General features: G+C 63.3%; 23 protein-coding genes. 20 read left to right on the top strand and 3 right to left on the bottom strand.

Going from position 1 to position 21,560, the window contains the following annotated elements:
• Positions 1-103: 103 nt before the first annotated feature.
• The 3 genes from DVU_RS05735 to rpmB form a co-directional block, all read right to left on the bottom strand.
• On the bottom strand, positions 104-1,060 hold the full coding sequence (locus tag DVU_RS05735; protein WP_223294582.1) for a rhomboid family intramembrane serine protease: 957 nt from the start codon (positions 1,058-1,060) through the stop codon (positions 104-106).
• A 53-nt stretch (positions 1,061-1,113) separates the two neighbouring features.
• A complete protein-coding gene (locus DVU_RS05730) occupies positions 1,114-1,674 on the bottom strand; it encodes an FxsA family protein (RefSeq protein WP_010938508.1) in 561 nt (186 codons plus the stop codon).
• 306 nt (positions 1,675-1,980) lie between these two features.
• A complete protein-coding gene (gene rpmB / locus DVU_RS05725; RefSeq protein ID WP_010938507.1) occupies positions 1,981-2,190 on the bottom strand; it encodes a 50S ribosomal protein L28 in 210 nt (69 codons plus the stop codon).
• A gap of 202 nt (positions 2,191-2,392) precedes the next feature.
• Here rpmB and DVU_RS05720 point away from each other — a divergent pair, with 202 nt between their 5' ends.
• The 20 genes from DVU_RS05720 (at position 2,393) to lon (ending at position 21,504) form a co-directional block, all read left to right on the top strand.
• Positions 2,393-2,929, top strand: a complete 537-nt coding sequence (locus DVU_RS05720; RefSeq protein WP_010938506.1) for a YceD family protein — start codon at positions 2,393-2,395, stop codon at positions 2,927-2,929.
• Positions 2,930-2,973: 44 nt separating this feature from the next.
• Positions 2,974-3,153, top strand: a complete 180-nt coding sequence (rpmF, locus tag DVU_RS05715; RefSeq protein WP_010938505.1) for a 50S ribosomal protein L32 — start codon at positions 2,974-2,976, stop codon at positions 3,151-3,153.
• Positions 3,146-4,183: a phosphate acyltransferase PlsX gene (gene plsX, locus DVU_RS05710; protein ID WP_010938504.1), complete on the top strand. Its 1,038-nt coding sequence runs from the start codon at positions 3,146-3,148 to the stop codon at positions 4,181-4,183. The genes rpmF and plsX overlap by 8 nt, the downstream gene beginning before the upstream one ends.
• A gap of 56 nt (positions 4,184-4,239) precedes the next feature.
• On the top strand, positions 4,240-5,232 hold the full coding sequence (locus DVU_RS05705) for a beta-ketoacyl-ACP synthase III (protein ID WP_010938503.1): 993 nt from the start codon (positions 4,240-4,242) through the stop codon (positions 5,230-5,232).
• 84 nt (positions 5,233-5,316) lie between these two features.
• Positions 5,317-6,060: a 3-oxoacyl-[acyl-carrier-protein] reductase gene (fabG, locus tag DVU_RS05700; protein ID WP_010938502.1), complete on the top strand. Its 744-nt coding sequence runs from the start codon at positions 5,317-5,319 to the stop codon at positions 6,058-6,060.
• A 56-nt stretch (positions 6,061-6,116) separates the two neighbouring features.
• Positions 6,117-6,347: an acyl carrier protein gene (gene acpP, locus DVU_RS05695; RefSeq protein ID WP_010938501.1), complete on the top strand. Its 231-nt coding sequence runs from the start codon at positions 6,117-6,119 to the stop codon at positions 6,345-6,347.
• A 187-nt stretch (positions 6,348-6,534) separates the two neighbouring features.
• Complete coding sequence (fabF, locus tag DVU_RS05690; protein ID WP_010938500.1) at positions 6,535-7,782, top strand: beta-ketoacyl-ACP synthase II; 1,248 nt, start codon at positions 6,535-6,537, stop codon at positions 7,780-7,782.
• Between the two features lie 58 nt (positions 7,783-7,840).
• Positions 7,841-9,079, top strand: coding sequence for a serine hydroxymethyltransferase (glyA, locus tag DVU_RS05685; RefSeq protein ID WP_010938499.1), 1,239 nt, complete (start codon positions 7,841-7,843; stop codon positions 9,077-9,079).
• Positions 9,080-9,144: 65 nt separating this feature from the next.
• Positions 9,145-9,675 carry a deoxycytidylate deaminase gene (locus DVU_RS05680; protein ID WP_010938498.1) on the top strand — a complete coding sequence of 177 codons (531 nt, stop codon included), beginning with the start codon at positions 9,145-9,147 and terminating at the stop codon, positions 9,673-9,675.
• 2 nt (positions 9,676-9,677) lie between these two features.
• A complete protein-coding gene (gene ribD, locus DVU_RS05675; protein WP_010938497.1) occupies positions 9,678-10,811 on the top strand; it encodes a bifunctional diaminohydroxyphosphoribosylaminopyrimidine deaminase/5-amino-6-(5-phosphoribosylamino)uracil reductase RibD in 1,134 nt (377 codons plus the stop codon).
• A 5-nt stretch (positions 10,812-10,816) separates the two neighbouring features.
• Positions 10,817-11,479, top strand: a complete 663-nt coding sequence (locus DVU_RS05670) for a riboflavin synthase (RefSeq protein ID WP_010938496.1) — start codon at positions 10,817-10,819, stop codon at positions 11,477-11,479.
• A 31-nt stretch (positions 11,480-11,510) separates the two neighbouring features.
• The gene (locus tag DVU_RS05665) at positions 11,511-12,740 is read left to right on the top strand and encodes a bifunctional 3,4-dihydroxy-2-butanone-4-phosphate synthase/GTP cyclohydrolase II (RefSeq protein WP_010938495.1); all 1,230 of its coding nucleotides are present in this window, start codon (positions 11,511-11,513) and stop codon (positions 12,738-12,740) included.
• Between the two features lie 131 nt (positions 12,741-12,871).
• Complete coding sequence (gene ribH, locus DVU_RS05660; RefSeq protein ID WP_010938494.1) at positions 12,872-13,342, top strand: 6,7-dimethyl-8-ribityllumazine synthase; 471 nt, start codon at positions 12,872-12,874, stop codon at positions 13,340-13,342.
• Between the two features lie 3 nt (positions 13,343-13,345).
• Positions 13,346-13,807: a transcription antitermination factor NusB gene (gene nusB / locus DVU_RS05655; RefSeq protein ID WP_010938493.1), complete on the top strand. Its 462-nt coding sequence runs from the start codon at positions 13,346-13,348 to the stop codon at positions 13,805-13,807.
• Between the two features lie 42 nt (positions 13,808-13,849).
• A complete protein-coding gene (gene leuS / locus DVU_RS05650; protein WP_010938492.1) occupies positions 13,850-16,339 on the top strand; it encodes a leucine--tRNA ligase in 2,490 nt (829 codons plus the stop codon).
• Positions 16,323-16,841 (top strand): LPS assembly lipoprotein LptE, encoded by a 519-nt coding sequence (gene lptE / locus DVU_RS05645; RefSeq protein WP_010938491.1) that lies wholly within the window; start codon positions 16,323-16,325, stop codon positions 16,839-16,841. Before leuS ends, lptE begins: the two co-directional genes overlap by 17 nt.
• A gap of 82 nt (positions 16,842-16,923) precedes the next feature.
• The gene (holA, locus tag DVU_RS05640; protein ID WP_014524331.1) at positions 16,924-17,913 is read left to right on the top strand and encodes a DNA polymerase III subunit delta; all 990 of its coding nucleotides are present in this window, start codon (positions 16,924-16,926) and stop codon (positions 17,911-17,913) included.
• Between the two features lie 35 nt (positions 17,914-17,948).
• The gene (gene radC / locus DVU_RS05635) at positions 17,949-18,626 is read left to right on the top strand and encodes a RadC family protein (protein ID WP_010938489.1); all 678 of its coding nucleotides are present in this window, start codon (positions 17,949-17,951) and stop codon (positions 18,624-18,626) included.
• Between the two features lie 8 nt (positions 18,627-18,634).
• Positions 18,635-18,937, top strand: coding sequence for an acylphosphatase (locus DVU_RS05630; protein WP_010938488.1), 303 nt, complete (start codon positions 18,635-18,637; stop codon positions 18,935-18,937).
• Positions 18,934-21,504: an endopeptidase La gene (lon, locus tag DVU_RS05625; protein WP_010938487.1), complete on the top strand. Its 2,571-nt coding sequence runs from the start codon at positions 18,934-18,936 to the stop codon at positions 21,502-21,504. Before DVU_RS05630 ends, lon begins: the two co-directional genes overlap by 4 nt.
• Positions 21,505-21,560 lie beyond the last annotated feature (56 nt).

Genomic DNA, 21,560 nt, shown 5'->3' with positions numbered 1-21,560 from the left:
ATACAAGGCGAAAGCGGACGGCCGTAGAGCACTGCCGGAGGCGGCTGGCATCCTCGTCGCTCATACCCGCGCGGCGCGACCTCGACGACAGGCGTACTGGCCATCAGCCTCTGGCGACGAACGCCAGCCACCAGCACAGACCGCAAAGAACTAGAGCGAGCGCGCCCAGAACAACCTGCCCGACGAATCCCGGCAAGCCAACCCGGTTGAGCCGCAACTGCGCTGTTGCACCCACGACACATCCCGCCAGCAACCCGAAGAGATGCGCCCCTACGTCGGTATTCTCGCCCTCGGTGCCAAGCATACCCAGCACGGCGACACCCGCCGCAAGAGGCACGAACATGCGTCGCCACCCACGCCCCCCGTCCTCGAAAGCCAGAAGACCTGAAAGTACACCCACCGCCCCGAACATGGCAGTCGACGACCCCAGGCTGACATATGAAAGAGGACGGGCGACAGCGTTCAGAACGTTACCAAGCGCACCCGCGCACAGGGTGAGCATGAAGCCGAGTCCGGCCCCAGTCCTGCGGCACAGGGGAACGAGAAACGCCCCCCCGAAAAGGATGTTGGAGAAAAGATGCGGGCTATCGGCATGAAGTGTGAGCGCCGTCACGGCACGGAACCACTCCCCCCTCTCGATGACCCGGTAGACATCCAGCGCCCCCATGGATGACCACGCATCCGGGGCGGGGACTGTCGCAAGCCCGAAAAGCTTCCACCAGCCCATCCGCACTCCATGCCAGAGTACGAGCAGGAGAAGCACCATCAACGTGACGTGGGCATTGGAAAAGGAGACGGGCCGACGCTCTACGCTGGGACGCACGCCCTCAAGCTCATAGGCCGCTATCTCCTGGCGGGCCATACGTTCAAGAACGATGGGCACATAGAGCCCGACACGCGACCCGCGCTGCACCTGCCGGAAAGGAATGCGTTTCGAGGAGAGGACGAGGCGCCACTGGACGAGACGGTGCGGTGCGACAGGTGACGTCTCGCCGCCCCCCGGAACAGCGCAGGTGATGTCGCGCCACCAGGGAGACGCACCGCCGGGCCGACGGCGCAAACGGATTCGTGGACGTCCGCCGATGCGGACGCGCCGCGGACGCGGTGGGGGAATCACGAACGGGGCCGTCCGTCACCAGAGGGCTGCGCATCGCCGAGGGGTTTCGTGTCATCGGCGAGTCCCGTGGCGGCTGACGACGAATCGATGGGCTGCGTGTCGATGACGACAGCGTGGCGCGGTTCTTCATGGGCCGCGGGGCCGCTGCTGCCGTACACGATGAAGTGCCCCCCCTCCGCAGTCGTACCCGAGGAGGCGTAACGCACGGCGAAATGACGTTGCAGGCGCGACGCCAGCAACGCGCGAAAGGGCGGAAGAAGCAGCAAAAGACCGACGACATCAGTGAGGAAGCCCGGTGTGAGGAGCAGCAGACCGGCAAGAAGGATGCAGAATCCGTCGATCAGCGCCTGACCGGGCATGATGCCGCGGGCAAGGTCGTTCTGCACGCGTGCCATCACCCCAAGCCCCTGCGTGCGGGCAAGCCACGCCCCTACTACAGCGGTGAGGATGACTAGGAGTATGGTAGGTGCTGCACCTATGACTGTTCCGACCTGAACAAGCAGATAGAGTTCAAGGAAAGGAACAAGGGCAAAAAGCAGAAAAAGCCTCGACAGCATGAACCCTCCGGGGCGGTCTGTGGTTGGGGTGGCCGCTCACCATGGGACGTATCGCCCCTTCAGGTCAGAAGAACGTATGCGATGACTCCCGATATCGGCGACGCATAAGAAATAGACACTGCCGTGAAGCTGGCAAGTGGTCAACCCGCCGGAATCAGATGGCAAACGGAGATGGCGTGTCATCGGGGGCGAATCACGGATGGAGCAGCGCCCGAGAGAACAGCCGCTCTCGCCGCCCCGACCGTCAATGCAAAAAACCCCGGCAGCGGACTACCGGGGTCTTCCATCCGTGAGCCGGATGAGAATTTAGGCGCTCTTGCGAACCACGGGCTTGGTGACGGCACCGGAACGCAGGCAGCGAGTGCACACGGTCACGGTCTTCACTTCGCCAGAAGGAAGCTGATGACGAACGCTCTGAAGGTTGGGCTCGAAACGACGCTTGGTCTTGATGTTCGAGTGGCTCACATGGTGGCCGACCTGGGGCTTCTTGCCGCAAACTTCGCACTGCTTACCCATGACGTTCCTCCATATATGTGCAAATGTCTGGATGATGGCGTAATATGGCGGACAGCGGGCATGTCGGCAACCCTGCACAGGTAGCCCCGCCGCCAAGAGAAAGAGGTCTTATACCCTGACTGCGGAAAATGCAACCCCCGACAAGGCGTTTCTTGACAGGGGAGTCGGTTCGCATGTAGTAAACCCTGCTCGCGAGGTAGCTATGCATCAGATTTGGGTTCCGCTCAACGACATCCCGTCGGGTGGACAGGAATATGAGGTCGACGAAGCCTCGGTGTGGGCCGCGCCCATCAAGGAGTTCTCCCTGCCCTATCAGGTGGCGGAGCCTCTTCGGGCCACTGTGTTCCTGCTTCCGCAGGAAGACGGCGTTCTCGTGCGCGGCACCCTCGGCGGCAAGGTCAGTGTGCCTTGCGACAGATGCGCCGAACCGACGCTTGTCGCTGTAGAACATCGTTTCGAAAGTTTCGAGCCCTTCCCCGGTGAAGACGACGATGCGGATGTCGACACCGAGGTTTTGCGCCCCGTGCCTGAAGGCAAGGGTTTCGAGATCAGCCTCTCGGGGCTGCTCTGGGAAGAATTTCTGCTGGCCCTGCCCGTGAAGCCGCTGTGCGGCGGCGCGTGCAAGGGTCTGTGTCCGTCCTGCGGGAAGAACCTGAACGAGGGCCCCTGTGCGTGTGCGCACGAAGAGGGTGACCCCCGTCTGGCTGTTCTGCGCGGGGTGAGGATAGACAAGCACTAGAACCCGGCACGGGGTACGCCCCGGCCGACTGCAAGGAGATAGCCATGGCCGTTCAGCAGAACAAGAAGTCCCGTTCCCGCAAGGGGATGCGTCGCTCCCACGACCGCGTGGCCGTGCCCGCCGTCGTGTACTGCGCCTGCGGCGAGCCCACCGCTCCCCACCGTGCCTGCCCCAGCTGCGGTACCTACAAGGGCCGTCAGGTGACCAAGCAGGACAATGAATAGCACCATCATCGCCGTGGACGCCATGGGGGGGGATTTCGGCCCCTCCGTGGTTGTTCCCGGTGCCGTTGACGCGGCCCGGGAACGCGGGCTCAAGGTCCTGCTCGTCGGAGACAGGCAAAAGGTCGAAGAGGAACTCGCAAGGATTCCCCTCGACGGTGTCGAAGTGGAAGTCGTCCATGCCAGCGAAGTCGCCGGAATGGACGAAAAACCCTCCGACATTCTCCGCCGCAAGAAGGACGCCTCCATACAGGTCGTCTGCCGTCTCGTTCGCGACGGTCACGCCCACGGCATCGTCAGCGCCGGTCATTCCGGTGCTTCCGTCGCCTGCGGCATGTTCATCATGGGTCGCGTGCCGGGTGTCGAACGCCCTGCCCTCGCCTCTGTCATGCCCACCGAAAAGCAGCCCATCGTACTCCTCGACGTGGGAGCCAACGTGGACTGCAAACCCCACCACCTTTTCCAGTTCGGCCTCATGGCCAACGCCTTCGCCCGCGACCTTCTGGGCTACGAGACGCCGCGCATCGGCCTTCTCAGCATCGGAGAGGAGGAGGGCAAGGGCAACACGCTGGTCAAGGAAGCGTACGAACTCTTCAAGCTGGCCCAGAACATCAACTTCGTCGGCAACGTAGAGGGGAGGGACCTCTTCACCGGTGAAGTCGACGTCGTGGTTTGCGACGGTTTCGTGGGCAACGTGGCACTCAAGTTGAGCGAGGGGCTCAGCTCGTCCATGAGCCGCGTACTCAAGCGCGAACTGCTTTCCGGCTTTCTGCCCAAGCTCGGCACGCTGCTGGCCCGTTCGGCCTTCAAGCGTTTCGCCCGCGTGGTAGACTATGCCGAATACGGCGGCGCTCCGCTTCTTGGCCTTCAGAGCATCGCCATCGTCTGTCATGGCAAGTCCAACGCCAAGGCCATAAAGAGTGCCGTCAACATGGCTGCGACCTTCGTCGAGAAGAAGACCAACGAACGCGTCGTGCAAGCCATCTGCGCCAACGAGGAACTGACCCGCTACGGCAAGGCCGTCAGGCAGTAACCCCCCCATCACAGGACGGAAACACCGACCGTCCCCCATCTTCCGGAACAAGCGACATGACCTCACCGAGCCTATTGAGGGGCTTTGGGGCTTATGCTCCCGAACGCATCCTCACCAACGCCGACATCGAGTCCATGGTCGAGACCACCGACGAGTGGATCACCACCCGGACGGGTATCCGCCAGCGGCATGTGGTGGCCCCCGGACAGACCACGTCCGACCTCGCCGTTGAAGCCGCCCGCGCAGCCCTTGCCGACGCGGCACTGGACACCGCAGACATAACCCATGTCCTCGTGGCCACCTGCACCCCCGACGCATCCTGCCCCAACACCGCCTGCATCGTCGCCCGCAAGCTGGGTATGACGGGGGTGATGGCGCTGGACTGCAACGCCGCGTGTTCGGGCTTCCTGTACGGACTCGAACTGGCACAGGGCATCGTGGCCGCACGCCCCGCATCCCGGGTGCTTCTCGTGGCTGCCGAAGCCCTGTCCCTGCGCTGCAACTGGAAGGACCGCACGACCTGCGTCCTTTTCGGCGACGGGGCAGGTGCGACCGTGGTCACGGCTGATGTTGACGCGACACAGGGCACTGCCGTGCTTGAAGACAGCATCGTCACCTCCGACGGTTCGTTGGGCGACCTGCTGACCATCGGCGGCGGCACAGCCAACCCCTATGCCATCGGCGACAGCGTCGGCGAGGAGTACTTCGTGCGGATGCAGGGCCGCGACGTGTTCAAGCACGCCGTACGCAGCATGACGCAGGTCTGCAACGACCTGCTTGCCCGCAACGGCTTCACGACCGAAGACGTCGACCTCGTCATTCCGCATCAGGCCAACCTTCGCATCATCGAAGCCGTGGGCGACCGTCTCGGCTTCGCGTCCGAAAAGGTCTTCGTCAACGTCCATGACTTCGGCAACACCAGCGCGGCATCCATTCCGCTGGCACTTGCCGACGCCCGCGCGCAGGGGCGCATCCGCCCCGGCATGAGGGTGCTTCTGACGACCTTCGGTGGCGGCTTCACATGGGGCGCGGCATTGCTGCGTTTCTAGAGGCCCTCTTCGGCAATTGAAGTCGGCACGCCTTTGAGGTATAAGGCGATGCCTTTCGTCAAACCGCAGAATGCAAGGTTTGTGATGAGCGAACTTACCCCCACCGCCATCGTCACCGGCGGGTCGCGTGGCATCGGCAAGGCCGTTGCCGAAACGCTGGCCCGTGCCGGTCTTCAGGTGTTCCTGACCTACGTGAGCAAGCCTGATGAGGCCGAGGCCGTCGCCGCAGGCATCCGCGACGCAGGCGGAAGCGCCACTGCCTTCCGACTCGACGTCTCCGACGCCGCCGCCGTTGCCGCCTTCTTCCAGTCCGAAATCAAGGACAAGGTGCGCCTCGACGTGCTGGTCAACAACGCGGGCATCACCAAGGACGGCCTCATCATGCGCATGAAGGACGAGGATTTCGAACGGGTTCTCGACGTGAACCTGTGCGGCGCCTTCACCTGCCTGCGCGAGGCATCGAAACTGATGACCCGCCAGCGTCTCGGGCGTATCATCAACATCACCTCTGTCGTCGGGCAGATGGGCAACGCCGGGCAGGCCAACTACTGCGCGGCAAAAGCCGGTCTCATCGGGCTCACCAAGTCGGCCGCGAAGGAACTTGCCGCCCGCAACGTCACGGTCAACGCCGTGGCCCCCGGCTTCATCGAAACGGATATGACGGCGGGCCTCCCTGAAGAGGTTCGCAAAGCATATGTCGAGGCCATCCCGCTGCGTCGTCTGGGTTCCGCCCAGGACATCGCGGACGCAGTGGCCTTTCTGGCCTCGGAAAGGGCATCGTACATCACCGGACAGGTTCTCGCCGTCAACGGCGGCATGTACTGCTGATGACACGCGCCTGCCTTACAGACTGAACAACCGAAAACACCGCATTGGAGGGACCCATGTCCGTTGAAGAAAAAGTCAAGAAGATCATCATGGACCAGCTCGGCGTGTCCGCCGAGGAAGTCAAGCCCGAAGCCTCTTTCGTTGAAGACCTCGGCGCAGACTCCCTCGACCTGACTGAACTGATCATGGCCATGGAAGAGGAATTCGGCGTTGAAATCGATGACGACGACGCCCAGAAGATTCTCAAGGTCAAAGACGCCATCGACTACGTCAGCAACAAGCAGTAGTCTTGTCTTCTTCTATGCGACACTGAGCACGGGCGTCTTATGACGGTGTCATAAGACGCTCTTGCGCATTTTTCTCAGGGACGATCGGCGACCGACCCCGCCGGTGCCAACACACCGGAACTGCTGTTCTTTCGCTCAAACGGGCAGGCGGGGCCGATGCGTCCGAAACGCCGAGAGGATCATCCGAATGACCGGAAAGCGCGTTGTGGTGACGGGCCTTGCAGCCCTCACCCCCCTTGGAAATGACATCGAAACCAGCTGGGATAACCTTGTTGCCGGCAAGTCCGGCATCGGGCCCATCACCCGCTTCGACGCCACAGAATACGCCTCGCGTATCGCAGGCGAAGTGAAGGATTTCGATCCTGAGAAGTTCATGCCCGCCAAGCAGGCACGACGCATGGACCGCTTCGTCCAGTTCGCCGTTGCCACCGGCAAGATGCTCGTAGAGCATTCCGGCCTCGTCATCGACGAGAGCAACGCCGACCGCGTGGGCGTGCTTCTGGGCGTGGGGCTTGGTGGTCTCGAGACCATCGAGGTCTTCCACACCAAACTCATGGAGGCAGGCCCCAACAAGGTCTCGCCGTTCATGATCCCCATGCTCATCTCCAACATGGCACCGGGGCAGGTTTCGATATTCACAGGAGCCAGAGGCCCCAACGTGGTCATGACGAGCGCATGCGCGTCTGCCACCCATGCCATCGGCTACGCCTTCAGCGAGATCAAGCTGGGACGTATCGACGCAGCCATCACCGGCGGCGTCGAATCGACCATCACCCCCATGGGTGTCTCGGGCTTCACCGCCCTGAAGGCACTCTCCACCGCGCACAACGACTCGCCCGAGAAGGCGTCACGCCCCTTCGACAAGGAACGTGACGGCTTCGTCCTCGGCGAGGGAAGCGGCATGCTGATGCTCGAATCGCTCGATTCGGCCCTGGCGCGCGGTGCGACCATCTACGCCGAGGTCGTCGGCTTCGGTGCGTCGGGTGACGCCTACCACATGACCGCCCCCCACGAATCAGGGGATGGCATGGCGCTCGCGATGCGCAATGCCGTGAGGGAAGCGGGCATACCTGTGGAAGCCGTCGACCACATCAACGCCCACGCCACCTCGACCCACCTCAACGACCTGTGCGAAACCCGCGCCATCAAGCAGGTCTTCGGTCAGCACGCCTACAACATCGCCATCACGGCCAACAAGTCGATGACGGGCCATCTGCTGGGCGCAGCAGGCGGTTTGGAAAGCGTGTTCACCGTGCTCACCCTGCACAGGGGCATCATTCCCGGCACCATCAACCATGAGACGCCGGACCCCGAGTGCGACCTGAACTACATGACGGAAGGTTCGAAGGAGATGCAGGCCCACTATGCGCTGTGCAACTCGTTCGGCTTCGGCGGCACCAACGCCAGCCTTCTGTTCAAACGGTACGAAGACTAGAGTACAAGGCCGCACGGCTTGCCGTGCGGCCACAACCCTTACTGCGGAGGGCGCACACATGGACGAGTTGCTGCTTCAGGACCCCGAGGTCGGCAAGGCCATCATTCTCGAAATCGAACGTCAGACCGGCAAGCTTGAGCTCATCGCGTCGGAGAACTTCGTCTCCGCCGCCGTCCGGCAGGCTCAGGGCAGCGTCCTCACCCACAAGTACGCCGAAGGCTACCCCGGCAAGCGCTACTACGGCGGATGCGAGTTCGTCGACATCGCCGAGAACATCGCCATCGAACGCGCCCGCACCATCTTCGGCTGCGAATACGCCAACGTGCAGCCCCATTCGGGCAGTCAGGCCAACATGGGTGTCTATTTCGCGTGCCTCAAGCCCGGCGACACCATCCTCGGCATGAATCTCTCGCACGGCGGTCACCTGACGCACGGCAGCCCCGTCAACTTTTCCGGTCGTCTCTTCAACGTGGTGTTCTACGGTGTCGAGAAGGAGACTGGCCGCATAGACTACGAGCAGGTGGCCGCACTCGCACGCGAGCACAAGCCCTCCCTCATCGTCGCCGGTGCTAGCGCCTACCCCCGCACCATCGACTTCGCCCGTTTCCGCGCCATCGCAGATGAAGTGGGCGCGAAGCTCATGGTCGACATGGCCCACATCGCAGGTCTGGTCGCCGCTGGCTACCACCCCAGCCCCGTGCAGCACGCCCACTACACCACGACCACCACGCACAAGACGCTCCGCGGCCCGCGCGGTGGCATGATCCTCTCCACCGAGGACAACGGCAAGACGCTGAACAGCCAGATATTCCCCGGCATTCAGGGCGGCCCGCTCATGCATGTCATCGCCGCCAAGGCCGTGGCCTTCGGCGAGGCACTGCGCCCCGCGTTCAAGGAGTACCAGAAGCAGGTGGTGGACAACGCCGCCGCCCTTGCCGGTGTGCTCACCGCCGCCGGGTTCGATCTCGTTTCGGGCGGTACCGACAACCACCTGATGCTGGTCGACCTCACCAGCAAGGACGTCACCGGCAAGGACGCCGAGATAGCCCTCGACAAGGCGGGCATCACCGTCAACAAGAACACCGTCCCGTTCGAGACCCGTTCGCCCTTCGTGACCTCCGGTGTGCGTCTCGGCACCCCGGCCCTCACCACCCGCGGCATGAAGGCCGCCGAGATGGAGAAGGTGGGCGGATGGATCGTGGACGCCATCGCCAACACCACCAATGAGACCCGACTGGCGGAGATCAGCCGCGAAGTGGAACGCTTCGCACGGCAGTTCCCCCTGTTCGCATGGTAGCAACGGCATGCGGGGCGGCCTTTGGCCGCCCCGCTACGCCTTCAAGTCCGACGCCCGGAGGCCCCATGTCCCGTATGCCCTGGCCCGACTATTTCATGCAGATAACCTATCTCGTGGCGGAGCGCTCGACCTGCACCCGTCGCAAGGTCGGGGCCATTGCCGTCAAGGACAAGCGCATCCTCGCCACGGGCTACAACGGCGCCCCGTCCAATGTGGCTCACTGCCTCGAGGTGGGATGCCTGCGCGAGCAACTGGGCGTCCCCTCCGGACAGCGTCACGAGATATGCCGCGGCCTGCATGCCGAACAGAACGTCATCATACAGGCGGCCATCCACGGCGTCTCGCTGACGGGTTCCGAAATCTACTGCACCACACAGCCCTGCCTCATCTGCACCAAGATGCTGATCAACTGCGGAGTACGTGCCGTCTACTACACCGAGTCCTACCCTGACAGCCTTGCCGAAGCCATGCTGCGCGAGGCCGGTGTGTCGTATGCGGTGATGGACTTCAAGCCTGCGCCTGCATCTTCCGCAAGGATATCTGGCCCCTGCGGCTGCGACGGCGTTGCCTGCGGCTGCGGCAACGGAGAAGGCTAGGCATGGGCCCCGATTTCACCCCTTTCATGCGCGAGGCCATCGCCCTCGCCGAACGCGGACGCTGGTACGCGGCCCCCAACCCCACCGTGGGGGCGGTGCTGGTGCGTGACGGCGAAGTCGCCGCACGCGGCTGGCACACAGGCTACGGGAAACCCCATGCCGAGGTGGAATGCCTGCGTGACGCCGCGTCGAAAGGAGTCGACCCCGCACACTGCACTCTGGTCGTCACGCTGGAACCGTGCAACCATCACGGCAAGACGCCGCCCTGTTCCCACGCCATCGTCGAGGCGGGCATCACCCGTGTGGTGGTGGGACTCGCCGACCCGAATCCCGTAGCTAGTGGCGGTGCCGAGTACCTGCGCGCCCACGGTGTCACGGTGGACATGGGCGTCTGCGAGCAGGAATGCCACGACCTCGTGGCCGATTTTCTCACGTGGAAGCTCACCGACCTGCCCTACGTCATCCTCAAACTCGCCAGCACCCTTGATGGACGCATCGCCACACGTAGCGGACACTCGCAGTGGATCAGCGGCGCAGAGGCCCGTGCCGCCGTACATGAGCTTCGCGCACGCATAGGCGAGGCGGGCGGAGCGGTACTGGTGGGCGGCACAACGCTCTACACCGACGACCCGCAGCTCACCGCACGGGTCGCCCCCCTGCCCCGCCGCCAACCCATGGCGGTGGTGGCGACGAGGCACGTCCCGCACCATGACGCCCTGCCACGTATCTTCCGTGAACGTCCCGGACAATGCGTCGTGTGGACCGACTCCACCGGTGCCGGAACCGAAGCTGCCGACGCGCTTCGCACTTCCGGCGTCTGCATCATGGCATTGCCGCTCACCCCGTCCGGCAGGCTCGACCTCCGGGCCGGTCTGACACGCCTGCGCGCCGACCACGGCGTTGAACACGTCCTGTGCGAAGGCGGCGGCAAACTGGCGCTCTCACTCCTTGAGGCGGGTCTCGTCGGCGAATTCCATCTGCACATGGCCCCCAAGATCATCGGCGATGCCGAGGCCGCACTTCTGTTCGACGGCAGGGCCCCCCTGCACATGGACGAGGCGTTGCGCCTCCGCATGACCGGCATCGAACGCCGTGGCGACGACTGCATCATGATTCTGCGCCCCGGCAAAGGATAGCGAACATGTTCACCGGCATCATACAGGGACAGGGCGAAGTGGTCGCCGTGGAACCGATGGGCGGAGAGACCCGCCTGCGTCTGCGCGCACTGTTCGCCCTTGACGCCATCGTCAAAGGCGAGAGCATCGCCACCAACGGCACATGCCTGACCGTGGAAACATACGGCGACCGCTGGTTCACCGCCTACGCCTCGTCAGAGACCATGCAGCGCACCAACCTCGGCGACCTGCGTCAGGGTGCGCGTGTGAACCTCGAACGGGCACTCGCCGTGGGTGACCGTCTGGGCGGGCACATCGTCAGCGGTCACGTCGACTGCGTGGCCGAGGTGCGTTCCATCACGCAGGCGGGGCTGTCGAAGGTCTATCGCCTCGGTTTTCCTTCCGCATTCGGGCCGCAGGTCATCCCCAAAGGCTCTGTAGCCCTTGACGGTATCAGCCTGACGGTTAATCATTGCGGGCCGGATTTTCTGGAGGTCAACGTCATCCCCGAAACGCAGGGTGTGACGACCATCGCCTCTTGGAAGCCGGGAACCCGCGTGAACATGGAGACCGACGTCATCGGCAAATACGTCCAGAACATGCTCGCGCCGTGGAACACCCCCCATACGGGAGAGGACGCGCCCTCCGGACGCATCACGCTGGATTTCTTGCGGGAGAACGGCTTCTAGCCCTTTTCCCTTCACATAAGCGAGGTACCACATGTCCATCTGCAAGGCCGAAGAGGCCATCGACGCCATCCGCAAGGGCGAGATGATCATCCTCGTCGACGACGAGGACCGCGAAAACGAAGGCGACCTTACCATCGCCGCGCAGCACGTCACGCCCGAGGTCATCAACTTCATGGCCACCCACGGGCGCGGCCTCATCTGCCTGGCCCTCTCCCCCGAGTGGGTGGACAAGCTACAGCTGCCCCTGATGGCCCGCCGCAACGAGTCCAAGTTCGGCACCAACTTCACTGTTTCCATCGAGGCGCGCCGCGGTGTCACCACCGGCATCTCCGCCGCCGACCGTGCCACGACCATCCTGACCGCCGTCGCCGACGACGTGAAGGCCGAAGACATCGTCACGCCCGGTCACATCTTCCCCCTTCGTGCCCAGAAGGGTGGGGTCATGGTCCGTGCCGGACAGACCGAGGGTAGCGTCGACCTCGCCAAGCTCGCCAATCTCAAGCCTGCCGCAGTCATCTGCGAAATCATGCGCGAAGATGGCGAGATGGCGCGGATGCCCGACCTCATCGAGTTCGCCGAAAAGCACAACATGAAGATCGCCACCATCAAGGACCTCATCCGCTACCGGATGCAGTCGGGCCTTCTTTCGGTGAAGCGCGTGGGTGAAGCCAAGATGCCCACCCGCTACGGCGATTTCCAGATCATCGCCTACGAGAACGAACTGCACGACGAGACCCACATCGCCCTCGTCAAGGGTGACATCTCGCCCAGCGAGCCCGTGCTCGTGCGCGTGCACAGCGAATGCCTCACCGGTGACGTGCTGGGTTCGTTGCGTTGCGACTGCGGCGGCCAGCTCGCCGCGGCACTGTGCCAGATTGCGGCCAAGGGGTCGGGCGTGCTGCTGTACATGCGCCAGGAAGGACGCGGCATCGGCCTCGGCAACAAGATCAAGGCCTACGGGCTTCAGGACCAAGGGTACGACACCGTTGAGGCCAACCACAAGCTTGGCTTCAAGGCCGACCTGCGCGACTATGGAATCGGTGCGCAGATTCTCGTCGACCTCGGGGTGCGCAAGATGCGCATGATGACCAACAACCCCAAGAAGATCGTCGGCCTCGAAGGCTACGGCATAGAAGTCGTCGAACGTGTGCCCATCGAACTCGAGTCGTGCGCCTTCAATGAAGAGTACCTGCGCACCAAGAAGGAGAAGATGGGCCACCTGCTTGAACTGAAGCACCACGAGAACGGAGGCGACGCCTAGAGGCGTCGTCGCAGCCCCGTACGGGTCTGCACACCGCGCCGGGCCAGATTGGCCGAAGCGCGGCCCGAAGGACCGCAACCCCGCAAGGGGCGCATATATCAGCCGCCGGCCAGCCCGGAAAAGGAGCAACCATGCTGCACATCAAGACCATCGAAGGCCAGCTCGACGCCAAGGGCCTCAAGTTCGCCATCGTCGCCACCCGTTTCAACGACTTCATCGTCGACCGTCTCATCGGCGGCGCCTGTGACTATCTCCAGCGTCACGGTTGCGACCGCGAGAACCTCACCATCGTCCGCATTCCCGGTGCCTTCGAGATGCCCCTCGTAGCCAAGAAGCTGGCCCACAGCGGCAAGTATGACGGCATCATCGCGCTCGGCGCGGTCATCCGCGGCGCCACACCCCACTTCGACTTCGTGTCCAACGAAGCCTCGAAGGGCCTTGCACAGGCCTGCCTCGAAAGCGGCGTGCCGCTGGGCTTCGGCCTGCTGACCACCGACAACATCGAGCAGGCCATCGAACGCGCCGGCAGCAAGGCAGGCAACAAGGGTGCCGAAGCCGCCGCCGCAGTGCTCGAGACCGTGCGCGTGATGGAGCAGCTGTAGACCATGACGACCAAAGGCACCCCTTCCCGCCGGGCCGCGCGGGCACTTGCCTTCCAGATACTCTACGGGCTCGGTTTCTCGCCTGCCGCTTCGGTGAAGCAGTTGCGCGAAGCCTATGCCTCGTCGCCCGACGTGGCCGACAAGGGGCGCTCGCCGCAGCCGGAGGGCTTCGCGTGGGAACTCATCGAGGGTATCTGGACTGAACAGGCGAACATCGACGAGGTCATCGGCCTCTTCTCGCAGAATTGGCGCATCGACCGCATCGGAAGGGTCGAACTCACGCTCCTGCGCATCGCCGTGTACGAAATGCTCTACCGCATCGACGTCCCGCCCAAGGTCGCCATCAACGAGGCCCTTGAGCTATCGAAGCAATTCGGAGACGCCAACGCACGCGGTTTCATCAACGGCATCCTCGATGCCGCAGCCAAGGCCCTCGAAGGCGGGCAGCTCAAACCCCGCGTCTGACCGGGGAGCCTTCACTACGAGAAATCAAAGGAATATGCGGGCATGAAATACGATCATCAGTCCATCGAGACCCGGTGGCAGAAGAAGTGGGAAGACAGCGGCATCTTCCAGTGCGATACCGAAGCCGACAAGCCCAAGTACTATGTGCTCGAGATGTTCCCCTACCCTTCGGGCAACATCCACATGGGGCACGTCCGCAACTATTCCATCGGCGACGTGGTGGCGCGCTTCAAGCGCATGCAGGGTTTCAACGTCCTTCACCCCATGGGATGGGACGCCTTCGGCCTGCCCGCCGAGAACGCGGCCATCAAGAACGGCACCCACCCTGCAAAGTGGACGTTCGCCAACATCGACAACATGCGCAGCCAGCTCAAACGGCTTGGCTACTCCTACGACTGGCAGCGCGAAGTGGCCACCTGCACACCCGAGTACTACAGGTGGGAGCAGCTCTTCTTCTTGCGCTTCCTCGAGAAGGGTCTGGTCTACCGCAAGAAGGCGGCCCAGAACTGGTGCCCCAAGTGCCACACCGTGCTCGCCAACGAGCAGGTCATCGAAGGACTGTGCTGGCGCTGTGACAGCGCAGTGGAACAGAAGGAACTCACCCAGTGGTTCCTGCGCATCACCGACTATGCCGAAGAGCTTCTGGCCGACCTTTCCAAGCTCGAGAACGGCTGGCCCGAGCGCGTCCTCAGCATGCAGCGCAACTGGATTGGCAAGTCGACGGGTGCAGAGATACGTTTCGCGCTGGACGGGCGCGACGACTCCATCACCGTCTTCACCACGCGCCCCGACACCATCTTCGGTGCCACCTTCATGAGCATCGCCCCCGAGCATCCGCTCGTGGAAGAGCTCATCGACGGCAAGCCGCAAGCTGATGACGTGCGAGCCTTCGTCGAGCGCATCCGCAACATGGACCGCATCGACCGCCAGTCCGACACCCTCGAAAAGGAGGGAGTGTTCACCGGTGCCTACTGTGTGAACCCCTTCACCGGCCGAAAGATGCCCATATGGGTGGCCAACTTCGTTCTCGCCGAATACGGAACCGGGGCTGTCATGGCCGTTCCCGCCCATGACCAGCGCGACTTCGAATTCGCCCGCAAGTACGACCTGCCCATGCAGGTGGTCATCCAGCCCCAGGGCGAAGCGCTCGACCCCGCCACCATGTCTGCGGCATGGACCGAAGCCGGTGCGCTGGTCAATTCCGGCGCCTTCGACGGGCTTGCCAACGAAGACGCCAAGCAGCGCATCGCCGACGACCTTGAGACCACCGGCAACGGACGCCGCACCATCAACTACCGCCTGCGCGACTGGAACATCTCGCGCCAGCGTTACTGGGGTGCGCCCATTCCCGTCATCTACTGCGACGCCTGCGGCGTGGTGCCCGAGAAGGAAGAGAACCTTCCCGTGGTGCTGCCGCTCGATGTGAAGACCCACGATGACGGTCGCTCGCCGCTGCCGCACACTCCGGCATTCTACGAGTGCACCTGCCCCGTATGCGGCGGCAAGGCACGGCGCGAGACGGACACCATGGACACCTTCGTCGAGTCGTCGTGGTACTTCGCACGGTACACCGACGCCACCAACGACAAGGCGCCCTTCACGCCTGACGCCCTGCGCTACTGGCTGCCCGTGGACCAGTACATCGGCGGTGTCGAACACGCCATCCTGCACCTGCTCTACTCCCGCTTCTTCACCAAGGCACTGCGCGACTGCGGCTTCATCGAACTCGATGAACCCTTCGCCAACCTGCTCACGCAGGGCATGGTGCTCATGGATGGCAGCAAGATGTCCAAGTCGAAGGGCAACGTCGTCGACCCCACGGAGATGATAGCCCGCTACGGCGCGGACACCGTGCGCCTCTTCTGCCTCTTCGCTGCACCGCCGGAGCGCGACTTCGACTGGAGCGAGAGCGGCATCGAAGGTTCGTACCGCTTCGTGGGCCGTGTATGGCGTCTTGTCGAAGAACTGCGCGAGCACCTTCTGGCTGTGGGCGCCTGTTCCAGCACCGCCGAGGACGCGAAGACACCCGTCGCGCGTGAACTGCGGCTCAAGGAACATGCCACCGTCCGCAAGGCCGGTGACGACCTCAACGACAGGTTCCAGTTCAACACGGCCATCGCGGCTGTCATGGAACTGGTCAACGCCCTGTATCTCGCCAAGGATGAACTCGTCGCAGACGAATCCGGTCGCAAGGTACTGTCTTCCGCCGTGTCCACCGTGCTCACGCTGCTCTCTCCCTTCACGCCGCACCTTAGCGAGGAACTCTGGGCGCTTCTCGGCCACACCGAAAGCGTCAGCACCTTGCCGTGGCCGCGCTGGAAGGAGGATGCCCTCGTGCGCGATACGGTGACGCTGGTGGTGCAGGTCAACGGCAAACTGCGCGGCAAGCTCGACATCCCCGCCGATGCGTCGCGCGAAGAGGTGGAGACCCTCGCCCTCAACGAACCCAACGTCCTCCGCTATCTGGAAGGCGTGACGGTGCGCAAGGTGGTGGTCATCCCCGGGAAACTCGTCAATGTGGTCGTCAGCTAGACTGGCCCCCCTGCGGGCCGCCCTATTGTGCATGGCCGCGCTGCTCGTCCTTTCGGGCTGCGCAGGGTACACGCTGTCGGCCGACGGGCCCAGCACCCTCGGCGACGGAACAAAGACCCTCAAGATCAAGGGGGTCGAAAACCCGACCATGTATGCGAATCTGCCGCACATCATCCGTTCGCAGGTTCGTGACGAGATAGGTGCCCGCAAGCTCGCCGTCTGGAAGGATAGCGGCCCCACCGACTACGAGTTGCAGATACGCATCACCCAGATGACGCTGCGTCGCTGGGCAGGTGACCGACAGACGACCGCCATTCTCTATTCGTCGGTCATGGGGATGGAGTTCATCCTGTACAACGGTTCGACGAACACCGTGGCATGGCAGTCGGGGGTACGCTACTACAGCGACCTGCTCGACACCTACGACGAAGCGGCGGCCATCAAGGAGTCTACGAAGCAACTGGTGCGTGAGCTTACCGACGCCATGCGCCGCAACTTCTAGACCTTCCAAGGCGACCTCATGTATACAGGGCCCGGAGACGAAGAGTCTCCGGGCCTTCAATTTCTCCCGTGCGAGCAGCAATATGGACAGACCCGGCTTCAGCTTCTGCATCTGCCCCGACAGTCGCCTCCTCAAGGACCACATATCCGGGCTGGTCAACGCCACCGAAACCGGCGGAACCTGTTTTGAGCGACAGGTGTTCTGGGGCGACGAGGCTCTTCCCCCCGTCTTCTGGGAACATCTCACGCTGCAAGGGCTCTTCGGCAGCCCCCGCGCCCTTGTGGTGCGCAACGCCCACAACCTGCCCGCCGACGTATGGAAGCGCCTGTCCACAGCCCTCGCCCGTCCCAACCCTCTTTCATGGCCCTTCTTCTGCCTCGAAGTGCCCTTCGAACGCGGGCAACCCAAGATTCCGGCGCATATCGCCAAACTTCGCTGTCTTGACTTCGCGGAACGCAAAGGGTGGGTGTGGCGCAGTCCCGGTCTTGACGAACGTGGCATCCGGCGATTTCTCCAGCAGCGGGCGACCGACGCCGGGGCGCGCTTCGCCCCCGGGGCACTCGACGCCATCGCCGCGGCGATGCCCGCCGATGCCACCGCCGCCGCCACGGAACTTGACAAGTTGCTGCTTGCCGCAGGCCTCGACGCAACGCTCGGCCCCGAACTTGCCAAACTGGTCAGCCATGAGCCCGACCTCGACATCTTCGCCTTCATCAAGGCCCTGCAAGGTGGCAACGCACAGGCCGTATGGCGGCAGGTGCAACGGGACAAGCTTGGCGGAGACAGCATGGTCTTTCCGTTCATCGGCATGCTGTTGCGGGAGACGCGTCAACTCTGGCAACTTCTTTCAGGCGAACCGGTACGCCTTCCCCCGTCGGTGCTTCCCGTCAAGCAACAGCTTGCGCAGCAACTCGGCTACAGCGGGCTTACCCGCATGCTCGACCTGACCCTTGAAGCCGAACGTGGCATCAAGACCGGCGAACGTTCTCCCGAACAGTCTCTCGATGCACTGGTGGCGGGCCTGTTCACCGTCTTCGCCCGCCCTGTCCCACGCCATACAAGGAGAATGTGACCCAACCCCTTGCCCCATGGTCACAACTACTTATCATGTCAGACAAGCCACACTACCACGGCCACAGGGAGCGATTGCGGGAACGGCTGCGAGTCGACGGTACGGGTCTGCGGGACTATGAATTGCTGGAACTGCTGCTCGGCACTGTCGTCCTGCGGCGTGATACCAAGCCTCTGGCCAAGGAACTGCTGCACCGTTTCGGCTCGTTGCGGGGCGTGCTCGATGCACGGACACCGGAACTTCTCTCGGTGAAGGGCTTCGGGCCGGGGCTTCTGGACTACTGGCTTCTGCTGCGCGAATGCATGGCACGATACGAAGAGAGTCCTGCACGGGAACGCAAGGTGCTTTGCACCCCGCAGTCGGTGGCGGAGATGGCGCGGATGCGCCTTGGCAACTGCCCGCACGAGGAAGTATGGGTGGCCCTTCTGGACAACCAGAACAGACTCATCGCGTGGGAACGTGCCACGAAGGGCACGGTCAACGCCTCTGTCATCTATCCGCGTGATGTGCTCGAGATGGCCCTGCGTTGCAGTGCATCGGGCATCATCCTCGTGCACAACCACCCCGGTGGCAACCCTGTGCCATCGCAGCCCGACTTCGAGGTGACCCGCCAGCTTTCGCGTTCGGCGCTGACGCTCGGCATCCGCCTACTTGACCATGTCATCGTGACGGACGAAGATTGTTACAGCCTGAAGGAAGACGGTCTGCTCTAGGAGTTTTCATGCCCCGCCGTTCCTATTCTGTCATCGGCCGTGTCCAGGGCGTGGGCTTTCGTTCATGGACACGGCGAACGGCCCTGCGCCTGGACCTCCGCGGATGGGTGCGCAACGAACCGGACGGGACGGTGCGATTGTGCGCCGACGGGACGGATGAGGCCCTCGCCACACTGGAGACGGCCTTGCGCAAAGGTCCCATGTTCAGCCGGGTTGACCACGTCGTGAAACATGACGACCCCGCCCATGAAGGCCCGCTACCCGACACTTTCGACATACGTTTCCGAGCACCAGGGAGTGCCAGCGAATGACCCATACGAACGACGACACGAAAAGCACGACCATCGCCACCGTGGACACCGACGACAAGCCGGACACCGTCGTGGATGACGGTGACACACTTGCGGCGGTGCAACCTGCCGACACCCCGGAAGCAGATGGCAAGTCTGCCTCCGGTGCGGATGACGAGAACGCCCCTGCCGCGGAGGCGGATGACGATGCGGGTACGCCCGAATCCGATGACGCTTCGCCTGCATCAGACGACGCAGCACAGGAGACGCCTGAAATCCCGCAGGAGCTTCCTGTCCTGCCCGTACGCGACGTGGTGGTGTTCAACTACATGATTCTGCCCCTGTTCGTCGGGCGGGAGAAATCGGTGCAAGCCGTGGACGCGGCCCTCAACGGAAGCCGCTATCTCATGGTCTGCACACAGCACGACGAACAGGTGGACGACCCCACCCCCGACGACCTGCACCACACCGGCACGGTCGTCATGATCATGCGCATGCTCAAGATGCCCGACGGGCGCATCAAGGTGCTGGTACAGGGTGTCACGCGGGCACACGTGGACGCCTTCACGTCCGAGGAACCGCACATCTCCGCACGGGTCACCCCCATGCCGGAAGTGGACAGCGGCCCCCTGACCGTCGAGCAGGAGGCCATGATGCGCACGGCGCGCGAGCAGAGTGAAAAGATACTCTCCCTGCGCGGCATCTCCACGTCGGAAATCATGTCCGTCCTCAACAGCGTCGACGAACCGGGACGCCTCGCCGACCTCATCGCGGCCAACCTGCGCATGAAGGTCTCCGACGCACAGGACATCCTCGAATGCGTGGACCCTGTGGCAAGACTCGAACTCGTCAACAAGCAGCTCATGAAGGAGGCCGAAGTGGCCTCCATGCAGGCGAAGATACAGAGCATGGCCCGCGAAGGCATGGACAAGGCCCAGAAGGACTACTTCCTTCGTGAGCAGCTCAAGGCCATTCGCCGTGAACTGGGGGAATCGGGCAACGAGGACGAAGAACTCGAGGAACTTGCCCGTGCTCTCGACATCGCCAAGCTGCCCCGGGACGTCCGCAAGGAGGCCGACAAACAGCTTCGCCGACTCGCCGCCATGCATCCCGACTCGTCCGAGGCCACCGTCACCCGCACCTATCTCGAATGGCTCTCGGAATTGCCGTGGCGCAAGCTCTCGCGCGACAGGCTCGACATCCGCAAGGCCAAGGTCATTCTCGACGAGGACCATTTCGGACTCGACAAGGTCAAGGACCGCATCCTCGAATACCTTTCGGTACGCAAGCTCAACCCGGACTCGAAAGGCCCCATCCTGTGCTTCGCCGGGCCTCCCGGCGTGGGCAAGACCTCGCTGGGGCGTTCCATCGCCCGCACACTGGGCCGCAAGTTCCAGCGCATCTCGCTGGGCGGCATGAGGGACGAGGCCGAGATTCGCGGGCACAGGCGCACCTACATAGGCTCCATGCCCGGTCGCATCATCCAGAGCCTCAAGCAGTGCGGCACGCGCAACCCGGTCATCATGCTCGACGAGATCGACAAGATAGGTGCCGACTTCAGGGGCGACCCTTCGTCCGCCCTGCTCGAAGTGCTCGACCCGGAACAGAACTGGTCGTTCAGCGACCATTACCTGAACGTCCCCTTCGACCTGTCGAAGGTCATGTTCATCTGCACGGCCAACCAGCTCGATACCATTCCCGCGCCGCTGCGCGACCGGATGGAGATCATTTCCATCCCCGGCTACACCATGCAGGAGAAGGTCGCCATCGCACGCAGGCATCTCGTCCCGCGTCAGGCCACATCCAACGGCCTCGGAGAGAACGAGATAACCATCGGAGACGCAGCCATAGAGACGCTGGTGCGGGGCTACACGCGCGAAGCGGGACTCCGCAATCTCGAACGCGAGATAGGCTCGGTATGCCGCAAACTCGCACGACGCAAGGCTGAAGGCTCCAAAGGCCCCTTCCGTGTGACGCCCGCGCTCACCCAGAAACTCCTTGGTGCCCCCCGCTTCCTTGAAGATGAACACGAAAAGGAACTGCTGCCCGGTGTGGCACTCGGCCTTGCATGGACGCCCTATGGCGGTGAAGTGCTCAATGTCGAGGTCTCCCCCCTCAAGGGTAAGGGCAAGCTCATCCTCACCGGACAGCTTGGCGACGTGATGAAGGAAAGCGCACAGGCAGCCGTGAGTTACGCCCGCAGCCGTGCAGAAGAACTGGACATCGACCCCGGCTTCGCAGAAGACCGCGACCTGCACATCCACGTCCCCGCAGGGGCGACCCCCAAGGACGGCCCTTCGGCAGGTGTGACACTGGTCACCGCGCTCATCTCCGCACTCACGGGCAGACCCGTACGCAGCGACCTGTGCATGACGGGTGAAATCACCCTTCGTGGCAGAGTGCTGCCGGTGGGCGGCATCAAGGAGAAGATTCTCGCAGGCGTGGCGCGTGGTCTCAAGCACGTCGTCATTCCCGCCCAGAACGCCAAGGACCTTGAAGACGTGCCCGCCGACCTGCTGCGCCGTATCGAAGTGCATCTGGCATCGCACATCGACGACGTGCTGCCCGTAGCCTTCAAGCCCAACTGAACCGACACCGGCTGCAAGGTCTGAATGACAAGCCCCCGCCTTTCCGAAGAAGGGCG

The sequence above is a fragment of the Nitratidesulfovibrio vulgaris str. Hildenborough genome (genome assembly GCF_000195755.1).
Taxonomy (GTDB): Bacteria; Desulfobacterota; Desulfovibrionia; order Desulfovibrionales; family Desulfovibrionaceae; genus Nitratidesulfovibrio; species Nitratidesulfovibrio vulgaris.
The sequence above is the reverse complement of the archived record's forward strand: the minus strand, read 5'-3'. Positions and strand labels throughout refer to the sequence as shown.

What these genes read in the sequence shown, in the direction of transcription:
- DVU_RS05730 (WP_010938508.1), bottom strand. Translation starts at nt 1,674, where the DNA reads ATGCTGTCGAGGCTTTTTCTGCTTTTTGCCCTTGTTCCTTTCCTTGAA.
- rpmB (WP_010938507.1), bottom strand. Translation starts at nt 2,190, where the DNA reads ATGGGTAAGCAGTGCGAAGTTTGCGGCAAGAAGCCCCAGGTCGGCCAC.
- DVU_RS05720 (WP_010938506.1), top strand. Translation starts at nt 2,393, where the DNA reads ATGCATCAGATTTGGGTTCCGCTCAACGACATCCCGTCGGGTGGACAG.
- rpmF (WP_010938505.1), top strand. Translation starts at nt 2,974, where the DNA reads ATGGCCGTTCAGCAGAACAAGAAGTCCCGTTCCCGCAAGGGGATGCGT.
- plsX (WP_010938504.1), top strand. Translation starts at nt 3,146, where the DNA reads ATGAATAGCACCATCATCGCCGTGGACGCCATGGGGGGGGATTTCGGC.
- DVU_RS05705 (WP_010938503.1), top strand. Translation starts at nt 4,240, where the DNA reads ATGACCTCACCGAGCCTATTGAGGGGCTTTGGGGCTTATGCTCCCGAA.
- fabG (WP_010938502.1), top strand. Translation starts at nt 5,317, where the DNA reads ATGAGCGAACTTACCCCCACCGCCATCGTCACCGGCGGGTCGCGTGGC.
- acpP (WP_010938501.1), top strand. Translation starts at nt 6,117, where the DNA reads ATGTCCGTTGAAGAAAAAGTCAAGAAGATCATCATGGACCAGCTCGGC.
- fabF (WP_010938500.1), top strand. Translation starts at nt 6,535, where the DNA reads ATGACCGGAAAGCGCGTTGTGGTGACGGGCCTTGCAGCCCTCACCCCC.
- glyA (WP_010938499.1), top strand. Translation starts at nt 7,841, where the DNA reads ATGGACGAGTTGCTGCTTCAGGACCCCGAGGTCGGCAAGGCCATCATT.
- DVU_RS05680 (WP_010938498.1), top strand. Translation starts at nt 9,145, where the DNA reads ATGTCCCGTATGCCCTGGCCCGACTATTTCATGCAGATAACCTATCTC.
- ribD (WP_010938497.1), top strand. Translation starts at nt 9,678, where the DNA reads ATGGGCCCCGATTTCACCCCTTTCATGCGCGAGGCCATCGCCCTCGCC.
- DVU_RS05670 (WP_010938496.1), top strand. Translation starts at nt 10,817, where the DNA reads ATGTTCACCGGCATCATACAGGGACAGGGCGAAGTGGTCGCCGTGGAA.
- DVU_RS05665 (WP_010938495.1), top strand. Translation starts at nt 11,511, where the DNA reads ATGTCCATCTGCAAGGCCGAAGAGGCCATCGACGCCATCCGCAAGGGC.
- ribH (WP_010938494.1), top strand. Translation starts at nt 12,872, where the DNA reads ATGCTGCACATCAAGACCATCGAAGGCCAGCTCGACGCCAAGGGCCTC.
- nusB (WP_010938493.1), top strand. Translation starts at nt 13,346, where the DNA reads ATGACGACCAAAGGCACCCCTTCCCGCCGGGCCGCGCGGGCACTTGCC.
- leuS (WP_010938492.1), top strand. Translation starts at nt 13,850, where the DNA reads ATGAAATACGATCATCAGTCCATCGAGACCCGGTGGCAGAAGAAGTGG.
- lptE (WP_010938491.1), top strand. Translation starts at nt 16,323, where the DNA reads ATGTGGTCGTCAGCTAGACTGGCCCCCCTGCGGGCCGCCCTATTGTGC.
- holA (WP_014524331.1), top strand. Translation starts at nt 16,924, where the DNA reads ATGGACAGACCCGGCTTCAGCTTCTGCATCTGCCCCGACAGTCGCCTC.
- radC (WP_010938489.1), top strand. Translation starts at nt 17,949, where the DNA reads ATGTCAGACAAGCCACACTACCACGGCCACAGGGAGCGATTGCGGGAA.
- DVU_RS05630 (WP_010938488.1), top strand. Translation starts at nt 18,635, where the DNA reads ATGCCCCGCCGTTCCTATTCTGTCATCGGCCGTGTCCAGGGCGTGGGC.
- lon (WP_010938487.1), top strand. Translation starts at nt 18,934, where the DNA reads ATGACCCATACGAACGACGACACGAAAAGCACGACCATCGCCACCGTG.